Raw genomic sequence first — 13661 nt, 5'->3', positions numbered from 1 at the left:
CCAAGCATAACGAAACCCAACAACCGAGCCGCCCCAACCCTCATGCAATAGCCAACTCCACAGCCCGCACCCGCTCCTGATGCACAGCATCCTTAATCCCAGCAGGCGCATCAGCAAGCCGCTTAGCCACAGCACCGGCATCGACGCCACGCGCAGCGACAAGAGCGACTCTCAACCTCTCAGCCTGCGGATACTCCCGCATCTCAAACCCCAACCGCCCGCGAGCATCCGCCTCACACGCCTGCAAGGCTTCAGCAAACCGCGCAGGTTTCCGAATCGCATCACTACGCTCAAGCAATCTCACCAGCGCGGCAGCGCCCATCTCCATCACGCGATGAATATTGCCATGCTCCCGCGCGACCAGCACCGCAAGATCGCGGCAATCGTTCGGCACCCGCAACCGCTCGCATAACGGCTTCAACAGATCCACGCTACGCGCCTCGTGGCCGATATGCCGCGGCAACACGTCTTCCGGTGTGGTCGCTTTGCCGAGATCATGCGCCAGCGCGGCAAATCGAACCGGCAGCGCGTAGCCCTGCTGCGCGGCATGATCGACCACCATCATCACGTGCACACCCGTATCCACCTCAGGGTGATAATCGGCACGCTGCGGCACGCCAAACAGCGCGTCAATCTCGGGCAGAATCCGCGCCAACGCGCCGGACTCGCGCAGCACCTCGAACATCCGCGACGGTTTCTTCTCCATCAAGCCGCGCGATACTTCCTGCCACACGCGCTCGGCCACCAGCGCATCCACTTCGCCATCAGCCACCATCTTGCGCATGAGCGTCAACGTCTCCGGCGCGACCGTGAAATCCACAAAGCGCGCCGCAAACCGCGCGATCCGCAAAATCCGCACGGGGTCTTCGAGAAACGCGTCACCGACGTGACGAAACAGGCGCGCCTGCAAGTCGCCCTGGCCGTTGAACGGATCGATCACCGGGCCGGTCAACTCGCCGTCCGGACGCACCTCGCGCGCCATGGCGTTGATGGTCAGGTCGCGGCGCGCCAGGTCTTCCTCGAGCGTCACGTCCGGCGCATAAAAGAACTGGAAGCCGTGATAGCCTGCCGCCGTCTTGCGCTCCGTGCGGGCGAGCGCGTACTCCTCGTGCGTCTGCGGATGCAGGAACACCGGAAAATCCTTGCCCACCGGCCGGTAGCCTTGCGCCACCATCTGCTCCGGCGTCGCGCCGACCACCACGTAATCACGGTCCTGCACCGGAACGCCCAGCAACTCGTCGCGAATCGCACCGCCTACAGCGTAGATGTTCATGGGCATACGTCTAGGTAGGCAACCGCGTGCGTTTCGTTCAGCGCGTCGCCGATCCACGCCTTCACCGCCGGCAGTTCGGTCACGCGCTGCATATAAGCTTTGGAAACTTCCGACAACGCGGGTTGCCACGTGTTGAAGCGCATCACGACCGGCGCGTACATTGCGTCGGCAATGCTGAACTCGCCGAATAAAAACGGGCCGCCGTAAGCGTCGAGACAGTCGCGCCAGATCGCCTCGATCCGCGCGATATTTGCCAACGCGCCCGGCGTTGCATTCTTGCCTGGAAACGACGCGCGAATGTTCATCCACATGTCCGAGCGCAATTCCCCGAAGCCCGAATGCATTTCCGCGCTCACGCTACGCGCGCGGCTGCGCGCCGCCGCGTCGCGCGGCCACAGCGCATGTTGCGGAAAGCGCTCGGCCAGCGTTTCGGCGATCGCCAGGGAATCCCATGTCGCGGAACCGTCGTCGTTGACCATGCAGGGGATCTTGCCTGGACCCGACGGCGCAAGCGCGAGCACTTTCGCGTTGGTGTCCGGTTGATTCAGATGAATCAACACTTCCTCGAACGGAATGCCGAAATGTTTGAATAGCAGCCACGGCCGCATCGACCATGACGAGTAGTTCTTATCACCAATAAGCAGCTTCATGCTTTGTACAAGGAATGAGAGGAAATTTAACGTCCCGCGCTGGCGCGGAATGCGTCGAAACGTGAACGCGTCGACGCCCCGGTCAGATAGATCGGCGCGATCGTTTCGATGCTGGCCGGCTCGATGCCGAGTTCGGGCGCAAGCGGTCCGCTCAACACGTTGTCGACTTTCATCGAATCGAGATTGTCGCGCGAGATCACCGGTTCGCCGGGCGCCATTTCGAAGGTCAGCGCCTGCAGCCGCGCGAACGCTTCCGGCAGGCGGATGATGCGTGCATGCTTGCCGATCACATCGCCGCAATATTTGACGAGATCTTCGAGCGAGTAAACGGTTGGGCCGCCCAGTTCATAGGTGCGTCCGCCGGCGGCATCGAGATCGAGCACATTGACGATCGCCTTCGCCACGTCGCCGACATAGACTGGCTGAAATTTCGCATCCGGCATGGCAAGCGGAATCACCGGAAACATCCGTTGCAACATGGCGAACTTGTTGAGGAATTGATCTTCCGGGCCGAACACCACGGAGGGCCGGAAAATCGTCCACGCCAGATTCGCGGCGTGCACGGCCTTCTCGCCGTCGCCCTTCGAGCGTGTGTACATGCTCGGCCCGTTCGGGTCGGCGCCAAGCGCACTGATATGAAGCAGCCGGTGCACGCCCTTGCCTTCGCATGCGGCGACGATTTTGGTCGGCAATTCCACATGCATCCGCGCGAATTCCGGACCGTACGGCGTGCCGCGTTTGCCGTGCAGCGTGGCCACCAGATTGATCACGCAATCCGCGCCTTCGACGAAGCGCGCGAGCTGAACCGGATCGAACACGTCCGCTTCGATCACGTCGATGGGCAAGAGGGTGAGATGGCGGGCGTTGTAGCGCCGCCGGGTGGCGATGCGCACGTCTTTGCCCATTTCGACGAGGGCGTTGACGAGATGGCTGCCGATAAAACCGGAGCCTCCAATGATCGCAATGGCTTTATGTCGCATTTTCGACTCCCTGGTGGAAGCCGCGGCAACGGCTGGCGTGGCGCGCCGCCGCCTCTGAATGAAGCGGCGGCGGCACGGCGCTTTACGGCGCGATATAACCCAGACGCGCCTTCAGCGATTGCGGACGGCCTTCGAACAATGCCGCGTAGTAGACCGTGTTGGACAACACATTCTTAACGTAGTCGCGCGTTTCCTGGAACGGAATCGCCTCGGCGAAGATCGCGCCTTCCACCGGATGCTGCAAGGACTGCCGCCAGTTACGCGGACGGCCGGGGCCGGCGTTATAGCCCGCGGTGGCTAACACGGCCGATCCGTCGAATTGATTGTAGATCATCGACAGATAGTTCGTGCCGAGCAGGATATTGGTGTTGATGTCGTTCATCTGCTCGCGCGAGATCGGACCGAGGCCGATCTTCTTCGCGACCAGCTGCGCGGTACCCGGCATCAGCTGCATCAACCCGCTCGCGCCGACTTCCGAGCGCGCGTTCATGATGAAGCGCGACTCCTGGCGAATCAGGCCGTAGGCCCATTCCACATCCAGGCCATTCGACTGCGAATCGCGCTCGACGATATCCTTGAACGGCGACAGATACCGCAGCGAGAAATCGTGCTCGCTCTTCGTGCGGTCCGCGGTATTGACGGTGCGGTCATACAGCTCGATACGGCGTGCGTATTCGGCGGCTGCGATCAGTTGCCGGTCGCTCATGGTGCGCAGCGGCCAGTTCCATTCGCGATTGCCTTCGAGCCGCAGATTCAGCGCGTAGAAACGCTGCGCCAGATCGAAACCGGGCGTATTGCCGGCCTGCTGCACTTCGGCGTCGCTCACCGTGGTTTTCGGGGGAACCGTGATCTTCTGGCCCAACTCTTCCGCCGCCAGTTGGCCGTAGAAGTTGTAGCCCTGCGAGATCGACTCGAATTCCTGGTTGGCCGTGGTCGTGTCGCCGGCCTGCTTGAGCGAGCGGGCATGCCAATATACCCACGACGGCTGATTGCGCAGCGCAGCAGGCATCTGTTCGATCGACCAGCGCACCATCGTCCAGTCGCCCGCGAGCAAGGCGGTGCGGGTGCGCCATTCATAGGCGGGATTCGACAGCGGCGCATTCACCGACAGGCGATACCAGTCCACCGCGCTCGGCATCTGTTTAGCGGCCGCCTGATAGGCAATCGTGCCCCAGCCGATGGCGCGTTCGGGCGAGCTCAGCGACGGCGCCACCGACGCGAACGTGGCTGCGGCCATGGCCGGATCGTTGCGCGCCATGCGCGTGATGGCCAGCAGCGCCAGTTGATGCGACTGCGTATCCGGACCTACACCACGCGCCAGCAGCAACGGCGGCGTAGTGGTGGCCTGATTGAACAGCACCGGATCGGGCGGCTGGTTGCTGAGCGCGTCGACGAGCTTCGCACCCGTGTTGGTGTAGTTCTGTTCGTAGGCGAGGCGAATCTGTTGCCACACGTCCGCGGAACTGAACTGCTGGTTGATAGACAGCGAGGTGATCAGATCGACGCAGCCGTCGCCGTACCACTTCGGATCGACCAGTAGCGCGCGCGCCGCGTCGGCGACATTTTCGCCGCGCGAGGCACGCGATTCGAGCGCGTAGCACTTGACCTGCGTGTCGTCGTTCAGCACGAAGCGGGCGTATTGCTGATCGAAGTTGCGCCAGTCGTGCCGCGCGCCGAGCACCGTGAGGTAGTCGTTGCGCATGCGGTCGGCGATCGCCTGGCCGTCGTACTTCTGCAGGAACGCCAGCACCGGCGCATCCGGCGCGTCGATCCGCGCGTGGCCGCTCGAATCGAACAACTGCGGCTTGATCTGGAAGTACTCCAGATACGAAGGCGCCGGGTAGCTCGGAATCATGGCAGCCAGTTGCGCGGCGCGCCCTGCGTCATTATTGCGGGCGGCTTCGCGCAGTTGGACGAAGATCTGGTCGTCGTTCGTGAGTTGCGAAAGGGGAAGGGGCTTGACGGCGGAGGCCGTGCTGCACGCGACGAGTGCCGCAGCGGCAAGCGCCAGACCGGCCGCGCGATATACTCGGTAAAGGCGTTTTGACATCGTTGTTTCTGGAGCGCGAATTGAACCCAAGCATAGCATGCAACCCTGCCGCGGAATCGAAAAAGGCGCTGCGGAAAATGCTATTGGAAGCAAGGCTGCAAGCCGCTTCCGAGCCGGCGCACAATACCGCGCTCGCGCGGCACCTGCTCGATGCGTTGAAGCAGTACGGCGTGCACAGCGTGGGATTTTACTGGCCGCTCGCCGGCGAGTTCGACGCGCGCCCCGCTATCTCGGTCTGGCTCGCGGCCGGCGCGCAACGCGAGGCGAGTCTGCCGGTCGTCAAGGAACGTGGCGCCCCGCTTGAGTTTCACGCATGGACCCCCACCACGCCGATGAGGATCGGCCACCACAAGATCGGCGAGCCCACGTCCGGGCGCATTGTGATTCCGCAATTGCTGTTCGTGCCGTGCGTGGGCTTCGATTCGCACGGCTACCGGCTCGGCTACGGCGGCGGCTATTACGATCGCACGCTGGCTGCGTGGCCCGGAGAGACTCGGCCGATCACGGTCGGCATCGCGTATGAAGCATGCCGAACGCAAGCATTTCTACGCGAAGTCCACGACATTCCGCTCGACCTGATCGTCACCGAGGCTGCACTCTATCCGCGCCCGGTGGACTAAGCATCCGGCAAGCGCCGCGCTGCGGCAAACAGACAGCCCTGCGTTATAAAGACGCCGCCGCCCGCGCCGCCGTGTCGTAAAGACCTGACGCGTTGCGCATCAGTTGCGCCGCTTCGCCGATCTGCTCGTTGGTGAGACCGCTTTCCTTCAGCGTCGAAATCAGACAGCTCTCGCGCACCTCACGATATTTCAGACAGAGCTCGCGGCCCGCATCGGTCGCCGAGAAAAACACTTCCTTGCCGGTCTTTTCGCTTTTTACATACCCTCTAGCTACGAGCTTCTTCAACGCGTAGGTGGCGACGTGCGTGTCCTCGATATTCAGCACGAAGCAGATGTCCGCCAGCTTCTTGCGTCGCTCGCGATGGCTGACGTGGTGCAGCAGCGAGACCTCGATCGCGGTCATGTCCTTTTCGCCGGCCGCCGACATGCAGCGCACCATCCATCGGTTGAATGCATTGCCCGCCATGATGAGCGCGTACTCGAGTTCGGACAGTTCCGCGCTGGTCTCGGACACGAGATGTTCCGAGGAGACGATCTTGGTGGGATGGCGCGACATGGTGACGATTCTCGGCAAACAGGTTGGGAAGGTGTCGGGAGTGTACGACGCGCGTTCGCTCCCAGGGAGCCTGGCACAAACGCTTATTGAGAAATTGTTGATATTTTATTGATAATGTACGCTTCAACCGTCGCCTGCCCGATGTCGATAACCGATCAGAGGGCGTGCCGTGCCCGAATCCTCCGACTCGACCTGGGCCCTTGATCCATGAGCCAACCTAGAATTTTTCCGCTCGGCGATGCCGCGCTAGTCTGCGAGGCGCCGCCGCCCGCCACGCTGGAATGCCAGCGGCGCGTGTGGGCGGCCGCCGAGGCCGCGCGCGACTGGCCGCATGTGCTGGAGGTGGTGCCGGGCATGAACAACCTCACGCTCGTCTTCGACCCGCTCGAAGCCGACCGCGACGCGCTGGTGAGTCATCTTCAAGCGGCGTGGGATGCGGTGAGCGACGCGCCCGCGCCGGGCCGCGAAGTTGAGATTCCGGTGCAGTACGGGGGCGAGTTCGGCCCCGATCTGGAAACGGTCGCCAATCACACGGGCTTGAGCGTGCGCGAGGTCGTCGAACGTCATTCGCAGGGCGAGTACGTGGTGTTCTTTCTCGGCTTCCAGCCGGGCTTCGCCTATATGGGCGGCCTCGAAGCCGCGCTGCATACGCCGCGTCGCGCGTCGCCGCGGCTCGAAGTGCCGGCCGGCTCAGTCGGCATCGGTGGCGAGCAGACCGGGATTTATCCGGCCACTTCGCCCGGCGGCTGGCAGTTGATCGGCCGCACCGAGCTGCCGCTGTTCGACCCGGCGCGCCGGCCGCCCACGCTGTTGCAGCCGGGCGACCGGGTGCGCTTCACGATCGCGGGGATACACGCATGATCGATGTGATTCGCGCGGGTCTGTTGACCACGATTCAGGATCTCGGCCGTCACGGCTACCGGCATCTCGGCGTCGCGATGGGGGGCGCGCTCGATCGTCTGTCGCTCGAAGTCGGCAACCGGCTGGTCGGCAACCGGCCCGATGCGGCGGGTCTGGAGATCACCTTCGGCCCGACCGTGCTGCGCTTTCTGCGCGCCACGCGGGTCGCTATCACCGGCACCGAATTCGGCGCAACGCTCGACGGCAAGCCGGTCTACTCATGGTGGAGCCTGCCGGTGCAGGCCGGCCAGGAGCTGGTGCTCAATGCGGCGAAGCGAGGCATGCGCGGCTATGTGTGCGTGGCGGGCGGCGTCGACGTCCTGCCGATGCTCGGCTCGCGCAGCACCGATCTGGCCGGCCATTTCGGCGGACTCGGCGGCCGCGCGCTGCGCGACGGCGACCGCCTGCCGGTCGGCGCGCCGCCACAGCGCGGCCATCTCGGCTTTACCTCCGAGGCGCCGGAATTCGGCGTAAAGGCGCCCGCCTGGTGCAAGTTCGTGCTGGTGCATGAGCCGCTGCGGCGCGGCCGTCATCCGTCGGGCGTGCCGTGGGCGGTGCCGATCCGCGTACTGCGCGGGCCGGAATACGAGAGCTTCACCGATGAAGCCCACGAGTCGTTCTGGTCCGATGAATGGCTCGTCACGCCGAACAGTAATCGCATGGGCTACCGCCTCGCGGGCACCGAACTCAAGCGCACGCGCAAGGCCGATCTGCTTTCGCACGCTGTGCTGCCCGGCACGATCCAGGTGCCGCCGAACGGCCAGCCGATCGTGTTGATGAGCGACGCGCAAACCACCGGCGGCTATCCGAAGATCGGCGCGGTGATTCAGGCCGATCTGTGGAAGCTCGCGCAAGTCCGCCTGAACGCCGCGGTCCGCTTCATCCCGACGACGCCCTACGAGGCGCGCCAGGCTCTACTGGACGAACGCACGTATTTGCGGCAGATCGACGCCGCAATCGCAATGCATGAAGAACGCTGCGCACGGCAAGCGGCCGTCGCGGCACTGTAACGATGAGCGTCTCCAAGCCGGCGCTGTGCGCCGGCCGCCGAGGGAGCCCAGGAAAACCCGCGGCACCCCGGCGTTTTGTTGAAAAGTAGAGGAACACCATGGAAATCGATTTGAACGCCGATCTCGGCGAAGGCTGCGGGTCCGACGAGGCACTGCTCGACCTGGTCAGCTCGGCCAACATCGCGTGCGGCTGGCATGCGGGCGGCGCCAATGCGATGCGCGACTGCGTGCGTTGGGCGGTGGAGAAAGGCGTGTCGATCGGCGCGCATCCGAGCTTCAACGATCCGGAAAATTTCGGCCGCAAGGAAATGGACCTGCCGGCCAACGACATCTACGCGGGCGTGCTGTATCAGCTCGGGGCCCTGTCGGCGATTGCCCAGGCTGAAGGCGGGCGCATCGCGCACGTCAAGCCGCACGGCGCGCTGTATAACCAGGCCGCGCGCGACAGCAAGATCGCCGATGCGATCGTCTCCGCGGTGCACGATTTCGATCCATCGGTGGCGGTGTTCGCGCTTGCCAACAGCGGACTCGTGACGGCCGCGCGCAACGCGGGTCTCGTCGCCGTCGAAGAAGTCTTCGCCGATCGCGGCTATCGCGCGGACGGTTCGCTGGTGCCACGCAAAGAGCCCGGCGCGCTGCTCGACGACGAAGACGAAGTGCTGACGCGCACGCTCGCAATGATTCGCGAGCAGCGCGTGCAGGCCGTGGATGGTCAATGGGTGTCGCTGAACGCGCAGACCATCTGCCTGCACGGCGACGGTCCGCATGCGCTGGCGTTCGCGCGGCGCATTCGCGGCGCGTTGCAGGAAGCCGGCATCGAGGTCCACGCGGCCGGTGCGGCGCGCGCCTGAAGCGCCGGCCGAAGCGTCGCCAGAGCGCGAGCCGGACAGCGCGATTCAAACCTCGTGCACCTTGCAACGCCCCGCTTCAAGCGGGGCGTTTGCCAGGTACAGGACACATTGCAGTACCCGCAGTCGATCAGCAGGCGCAGGTGTAAATGCAGGTGTAGTTCGAAGCAAACGCGGCCGTCAAGAGCCGTGGCAACAAGACGGCGTCTGGACGACCAGCCGCCGGCCCACGTTAGCCGTCACAAGCGGCGAGGTTGAAACCCTGTTTGGAGATCCAGATGCAGACAACAGTCAGTCTATGGCCGCTCATTGGCGTGGCCGTCATCATCGTCGGCTTTTTATTGCGGTTCAATCCGATGCTGATCGTGGCGGTCGCCGCGGTCATCACGGGCCTGGCCGCGCACTTCCCGCCTGAAAAGATTCTCGCCGAGATCGGCACCGGCTTCATCAAGACCCGCAATATCCCGCTGATCATTCTTCTGCCGCTCGCCGTGATCGGCTTGCTCGAGCGGCACGGCCTGCGTGAACGGGCGCAAACATGGATCGGCAGCATCAAGGCCGCGACCGCGGGGCGACTTCTGATCGTCTATCTGCTGGTGCGCGAGCTGACCGCCGCGGTCGGCCTGACCGGGCTCGGCGGCCATCCGCAGATGGTGCGTCCGCTGATCGCGCCGATGGCCGAAGGCGCGACCGAAACCCGCTTCGGCAAGATCAGCGACGCGGTGCGTTTCAAACTGCGCGCGTTCTCCGCGGCGACCGACAACGTCGGCCTCTTCTTCGGCGAGGACATCTTCGTCGCGTTCGGCGCGATTGTGCTGATGACCACCTTCCTCAAGGAAGCGGGAATCATCGTCGAACCGATTCACGTGGCCGTGTGGGGCATTCCGACCGCCATTTGCGCGTTTCTCATTCACGGCTTCCGCCTGTATCTGCTCGACCGCAGGCTCGAACGCGAACTGCGCGGCAATGCCACGGCGAGCAACGCCGCCGGTTCGTCGACGCAATCCGCAGCAGGAGACAAAGCATGACGTTCACGATCACCTATCTTTTCTGGCTGCTGGGCCTCGTGCTGCTGGTGGTCGGCGGCATGATCGTCACGGACAAGGACCATCCGCGCCGTTTAACGGCCGGCGGCTTCTGGATTCTCTACGCGCTGATCTTCCTGATCGGCGATAAGCTGCCGCCCGCCGTGGTCGGCGTGCTCGTGATCGTCATGGCGCTGATTGCCGGCTTCGGCGGCGTGACTGCGGGCAAGCCCAGGGTGCTGTCGCTCGAAGCGCGCAAGGCGAGCGCCGCGCGTCTGCGTAACAAGCTGTTCGTGCCCGCGCTGACCATTCCGGTCGTCACCGTGATCATCACGCTGTCGGCGAGCCATCTGGTGTTCAACGGCATGCCGCTGATCGAGAAGGCGAACGTCACGCTGATCGGCTTCGGCATCGGCTGCGTCATCGCGCTGGCAATTGCCTGCGTGATGACGCGCGACACCGTCGGCCAGTCGATGAAGGAAGCGCGCCGCCTGGTCGACGCGCTGTCGTGGGCCGCCGTGCTGCCGCAGATGCTCGGCATGCTCGGTCTCGTGTTCTCGGATGCGGGCGTCGGCAAGGCCGTCGCGCACGTGACCACGGCGTACATCAGCCTCGACTATCGCTTCATTGCGGTGGCCGTGTACTGCATCGGCATGGCGCTCTTCACCATGGTGATGGGCAACGGCTTCGCCGCGTTCCCGGTGATGACGGGCGGCGTGGGCGTGCCAATTCTGGTGGGCGTGTTTCACGGCAACCCGGCCGTGATGGTCGCGATCGGCATGTTCTCCGGCTACTGCGGCACGCTGATGACGCCGATGGCCGCGAACTTCAACATGGTGCCGGCCGCGCTGCTGGAACTGCCGGACAAGAACGCGGTGATCAAGGTGCAGATTCCCACTGCGCTGACCTTGCTGATCGTGAATATCTTGCTGCTGAACTTTCTGATGTTTCTGTAGGACTCGCATCACTGATGTCGAGAGACACCGACGTATCGCCGGACTGCTCTGCGATACGTCGGTGAAATGGAGTCACTGGAACGCCAGGATGCGACCGAATTAGGATGCGTCCGATCGTCGGGAAATGGGGGGCGACCATACGATGCTGGACGCTCTCCCATCCACGCGCGGCGGCGCGCGCAACGCGCACCGCCGACGCTCTCCCGCAGGTTTCCATGGAACATCGATCCCAGCCTGATCGCGCGCGCACCGAACCGCCGCACGCCGCTTACCTCGCCTCATTGATCGACGCCGCGCTCGAAGCGCATCAAGCCGGCCGTCTCGACGCCGCCGAATCCCTCTATCGCGAAGCCCTCACGCTCGATCCCGCCCATACGGGCGCGCTCCACTACTTCGGCGTGCTGCAATTCCAGCGCGGCGATCATGACACTGCTGCCAGCTTGATGAGCCGCGCGCTCAAACTCGACCGTCGCGACGCCGCCTGCTGGAGCAACCGGGGACTGGTGGCCGCCGCACTCGGTCATCTCGACGAAGCAATGATCTGCTACGACCAGGCGCTGCAAATCCAGCCGGATTTCGCCGATGCGCGCAACAACCTCGGCGTCGCACTGCAAGCACAAGGTGACTTCAACGAAGCGATCGAACACTACCGGTTGGCACTGGCCTCGAACCCCACGCTGCTCGACGCGCGTCTGAACCTCGGCACGGCGCTCAGCAAGCTCGCGCGTTTCGACGAAGCCCTGGTGTGCTATCACGAAGTCTTGTCGCTCGACCCGACGTCGGCGGAAGCGCACTTCAACGTGGGCAATGCGCACAAAGCGCGAGGCGATCACGGCGCGGCAATCGCCAGCTTCGAGCGAGCCCTCTCGCTGCGCGCGAATTACGTGGAGGCGCACATTAATCTGGGCAGCCTGATCGGCAAGCTCGGCGACTACGCGGGTGCTGAAGCGCATTACCGGCGCGCGGTCGCACTCAAACCGATTCCGGCTCACCTCGTGTGTCTGGGTGGATCGCTCGGTGCGCAAGGCCGGCTGGACGAAGAGGATGGCTTCTATCGCCGGGCGCTCGCACTCGACCCGCACTACGCGGACGCGCATCAGAATCTCGCGTGGCTGTTGCTCAAGCGCGGCGACTATCGACAAGGCTGGGCTGAATTCGCACTGCGCTGGCGCAAGAGCGACTACGACGCGATCGCGGTGGCGGGCGTTGCCGAATGGCGTGGCGAACCGCTCGAGGGGCGTCGTCTGCTGCTGGTCGGCGAGCAGGGTTTCGGCGACCACTTCCAGTTCCTGCGCTTTGCGAGCGTGCTGGCCCAGCGCGGTGCGACGGTCGACCTGTGTGTGCGCGAGCCGCTACTGCCTTTGGTCGGACGCATCGCAGGCGTGCATCGCGCATTCAGCGGCAAACCCGACGATGAATACGATTTCTGGGTACCCATGATGAGCGTGCCGTCGTGTCTCGGCATGGATGTCGCCGACATTCCCGCAGAGCTGCCCTACCTGTTCGCCGACAAAGCGAAGATCAACGCATGGCGCAAACGGCTCGGCGCGACCGACAAGTCGAAGCGCAAAGTGGGGCTGGTCTGGGCCGGCAGTCCCACATTCGGCAACGACCGCTACCGGTCGATGCAGCTAGCCGTCCTGAGCGCGCTCAGCGAATTGGAGGACATTGCCTGGTACGCGCTGCAAAAAGGCCCGGCGCATGGGCAACTGGCCGACGCGCCGCCGGCATTCCGTGCGCACGATTTCACCGCCGATCTGCACGGTTTCGAAGACACGGCCGCCTTGATCATGAACCTCGATCTGGTGATCGCCGTGGACACTGGCGTCGCGCATCTGGCGGCGGCGTTGGGCAAGCCGGTGTGGTTGATGTTGCCCGCCAATTCTGACTGGCGCTGGCTGGAAGCACGCAGCGACTCACCGTGGTATCCGGGGATGAGATTGTTCCGGCAGCCGATGCTGGGAGACTGGACGCCGCTGGTCGAAGACGTGACCGGCGCACTGCGCGACGGCGGTTTCTAACGGCCACACCGCGCCGAGGCCCGAGGCCTGCGCGCGGCATCTCTGACACCGGGCATCAACGAAGTGCTGCCTACGGACGCCGCCGCTGCTGCGCCAGCATATAGGCGCGCAACAATTTGTTGATGCGCGTCTGATAACCCTGGCCCTGCTCCTTGAACCAGTTCAGCACGTCCGCATCCAGACGCATTGTCACGGCCTGTTTCGGCGGAACGTGCAACTCGGCGCGTTGAAAAAAATCGTCGCCGAGTTCGGGCACGTCGCTCGTATCGATTTGCGCGTCGCCTGTTTTGGCGAGTCGCTTCCAGTCTGTTCCCGATGCTTTAACCATCATGTCACCTCTGCTCATGCTTGATTGCCACAGTGCCCGTCAATGCCAGACACGCTGCTTGTAGTGCTTGACCTCATGCCGCGATGCCTTGCGTGCCGAAATGATCCGGATCACGTCCTCAACCCGCTCGACGTACACCACAACGCCCACAATGTTTGCGATCCAGCCCATCGCGAACCAGCGGTCTTCGCCGTAGTCTTCCCGCTGGTCCAACGCCGTGAGTAACGGGTGATTGAACACGTCGATAGCATCCTGAAAATCGATGCCGTGTTTGCGGATGTTGATCTGATTTTTGATTTCGTCCCATTCAAACAGCACGCGCCACCTGTATTGACGTTTGTACATACATCATAGCATGCAAAGGCTGCTATGGCTGCGTGTGCCGCGAGCATTTTGCGGCAGACGTGTACGTCGGACTGGGTGCTTCGAAGACCGGTTCCTATG

At 63.7% G+C, this 13661-nt stretch carries 14 protein-coding genes; 7 read left to right on the top strand and 7 right to left on the bottom strand.

Features of this window, described 5'->3' with window-relative positions; translation table 11 throughout:
- Positions 1 to 40 precede the first annotated feature (40 nt).
- The 4 genes from B0G71_RS20330 to B0G71_RS20315 form a co-directional block, all read right to left on the bottom strand.
- Positions 41 to 1273 (bottom strand): multifunctional CCA addition/repair protein, encoded by a 1233-nt coding sequence (locus tag B0G71_RS20330; protein ID WP_116143772.1) that lies wholly within the window; start codon positions 1271 to 1273, stop codon positions 41 to 43.
- A complete protein-coding gene (locus B0G71_RS20325) occupies positions 1270 to 1923 on the bottom strand; it encodes a glutathione S-transferase family protein (protein ID WP_116143770.1) in 654 nt (217 codons plus the stop codon). Before B0G71_RS20325 ends, B0G71_RS20330 begins: the two co-directional genes overlap by 4 nt.
- Before the next feature lie 26 nt (positions 1924 to 1949).
- The gene (locus B0G71_RS20320; RefSeq protein WP_116143768.1) at positions 1950 to 2903 is read right to left on the bottom strand and encodes a complex I NDUFA9 subunit family protein; all 954 of its coding nucleotides are present in this window, start codon (positions 2901 to 2903) and stop codon (positions 1950 to 1952) included.
- 82 nt (positions 2904 to 2985) lie between these two features.
- Positions 2986 to 4953 (bottom strand): lytic transglycosylase domain-containing protein, encoded by a 1968-nt coding sequence (locus B0G71_RS20315; RefSeq protein ID WP_116143766.1) that lies wholly within the window; start codon positions 4951 to 4953, stop codon positions 2986 to 2988.
- Positions 4954 to 5030: 77 nt separating this feature from the next.
- Here B0G71_RS20315 and B0G71_RS20310 point away from each other — a divergent pair, with 77 nt between their 5' ends.
- Positions 5031 to 5573, top strand: a complete 543-nt coding sequence (locus B0G71_RS20310) for a 5-formyltetrahydrofolate cyclo-ligase (RefSeq protein ID WP_258875630.1) — start codon at positions 5031 to 5033, stop codon at positions 5571 to 5573.
- A gap of 43 nt (positions 5574 to 5616) precedes the next feature.
- Here B0G71_RS20310 and B0G71_RS20305 read toward each other — a convergent pair whose 3' ends face one another.
- A complete protein-coding gene (locus B0G71_RS20305; RefSeq protein WP_106284849.1) occupies positions 5617 to 6129 on the bottom strand; it encodes a winged helix DNA-binding protein in 513 nt (170 codons plus the stop codon).
- Positions 6130 to 6336: 207 nt separating this feature from the next.
- Here B0G71_RS20305 and pxpB point away from each other — a divergent pair, with 207 nt between their 5' ends.
- From pxpB to B0G71_RS20275, 6 genes are all read left to right on the top strand, one after another.
- Complete coding sequence (pxpB, locus tag B0G71_RS20300; RefSeq protein ID WP_116143764.1) at positions 6337 to 6990, top strand: 5-oxoprolinase subunit PxpB; 654 nt, start codon at positions 6337 to 6339, stop codon at positions 6988 to 6990.
- Entirely contained in the window at positions 6987 to 8039 is a 1053-nt protein-coding gene (locus B0G71_RS20295) for a biotin-dependent carboxyltransferase family protein (RefSeq protein WP_116118478.1), read from the top strand. Before pxpB ends, B0G71_RS20295 begins: the two co-directional genes overlap by 4 nt.
- A gap of 98 nt (positions 8040 to 8137) precedes the next feature.
- Entirely contained in the window at positions 8138 to 8890 is a 753-nt protein-coding gene (gene pxpA / locus B0G71_RS20290) for a 5-oxoprolinase subunit PxpA (protein ID WP_116143762.1), read from the top strand.
- A 275-nt stretch (positions 8891 to 9165) separates the two neighbouring features.
- Positions 9166 to 9915 carry a DUF969 domain-containing protein gene (locus B0G71_RS20285; protein WP_106284845.1) on the top strand — a complete coding sequence of 250 codons (750 nt, stop codon included), beginning with the start codon at positions 9166 to 9168 and terminating at the stop codon, positions 9913 to 9915.
- The gene (locus B0G71_RS20280; RefSeq protein ID WP_116143760.1) at positions 9912 to 10868 is read left to right on the top strand and encodes a DUF979 domain-containing protein; all 957 of its coding nucleotides are present in this window, start codon (positions 9912 to 9914) and stop codon (positions 10866 to 10868) included. The genes B0G71_RS20285 and B0G71_RS20280 overlap by 4 nt, the downstream gene beginning before the upstream one ends.
- A 215-nt stretch (positions 10869 to 11083) precedes the next feature.
- The gene (locus B0G71_RS20275; RefSeq protein WP_116143758.1) at positions 11084 to 12889 is read left to right on the top strand and encodes a tetratricopeptide repeat protein; all 1806 of its coding nucleotides are present in this window, start codon (positions 11084 to 11086) and stop codon (positions 12887 to 12889) included.
- A 70-nt stretch (positions 12890 to 12959) separates the two neighbouring features.
- Here the strand turns inward: B0G71_RS20275 and B0G71_RS20270 are convergent, their stop codons facing one another.
- Together B0G71_RS20270 and B0G71_RS20265 are read right to left on the bottom strand one after the other, a co-directional pair.
- Positions 12960 to 13220, bottom strand: coding sequence for a BrnA antitoxin family protein (locus tag B0G71_RS20270; RefSeq protein ID WP_374956879.1), 261 nt, complete (start codon positions 13218 to 13220; stop codon positions 12960 to 12962).
- Positions 13221 to 13256: 36 nt separating this feature from the next.
- Positions 13257 to 13562: a BrnT family toxin gene (locus B0G71_RS20265; protein ID WP_243856579.1), complete on the bottom strand. Its 306-nt coding sequence runs from the start codon at positions 13560 to 13562 to the stop codon at positions 13257 to 13259.
- Positions 13563 to 13661 lie beyond the last annotated feature (99 nt).

The organism is Paraburkholderia sp. BL27I4N3 (genome assembly GCF_003386115.1).
Lineage (GTDB): Bacteria > Pseudomonadota > Gammaproteobacteria > Burkholderiales > Burkholderiaceae > Paraburkholderia.
This window is presented reverse-complemented; position numbering and strand designations above follow the sequence as displayed.

Excerpts from the sequence above, each read along its gene's own strand:
- B0G71_RS20315 (WP_116143766.1), bottom strand. The coding sequence starts at position 4,953 with ATGTCAAAACGCCTTTACCGAGTATATCGCGCGGCCGGTCTGGCGCTT.
- B0G71_RS20320 (WP_116143768.1), bottom strand. The coding sequence starts at position 2,903 with ATGCGACATAAAGCCATTGCGATCATTGGAGGCTCCGGTTTTATCGGC.
- B0G71_RS20295 (WP_116118478.1), top strand. The coding sequence starts at position 6,987 with ATGATCGATGTGATTCGCGCGGGTCTGTTGACCACGATTCAGGATCTC.
- B0G71_RS20265 (WP_243856579.1), bottom strand. The coding sequence starts at position 13,562 with ATGTACAAACGTCAATACAGGTGGCGCGTGCTGTTTGAATGGGACGAA.
- B0G71_RS20275 (WP_116143758.1), top strand. The coding sequence starts at position 11,084 with ATGGAACATCGATCCCAGCCTGATCGCGCGCGCACCGAACCGCCGCAC.
- B0G71_RS20270 (WP_374956879.1), bottom strand. The coding sequence starts at position 13,220 with ATGATGGTTAAAGCATCGGGAACAGACTGGAAGCGACTCGCCAAAACA.
- pxpA (WP_116143762.1), top strand. The coding sequence starts at position 8,138 with ATGGAAATCGATTTGAACGCCGATCTCGGCGAAGGCTGCGGGTCCGAC.
- B0G71_RS20325 (WP_116143770.1), bottom strand. The coding sequence starts at position 1,923 with ATGAAGCTGCTTATTGGTGATAAGAACTACTCGTCATGGTCGATGCGG.
- B0G71_RS20285 (WP_106284845.1), top strand. The coding sequence starts at position 9,166 with ATGCAGACAACAGTCAGTCTATGGCCGCTCATTGGCGTGGCCGTCATC.
- pxpB (WP_116143764.1), top strand. The coding sequence starts at position 6,337 with ATGAGCCAACCTAGAATTTTTCCGCTCGGCGATGCCGCGCTAGTCTGC.
- B0G71_RS20310 (WP_258875630.1), top strand. The coding sequence starts at position 5,031 with ATGCTATTGGAAGCAAGGCTGCAAGCCGCTTCCGAGCCGGCGCACAAT.
- B0G71_RS20305 (WP_106284849.1), bottom strand. The coding sequence starts at position 6,129 with ATGTCGCGCCATCCCACCAAGATCGTCTCCTCGGAACATCTCGTGTCC.
- B0G71_RS20280 (WP_116143760.1), top strand. The coding sequence starts at position 9,912 with ATGACGTTCACGATCACCTATCTTTTCTGGCTGCTGGGCCTCGTGCTG.
- B0G71_RS20330 (WP_116143772.1), bottom strand. The coding sequence starts at position 1,273 with ATGAACATCTACGCTGTAGGCGGTGCGATTCGCGACGAGTTGCTGGGC.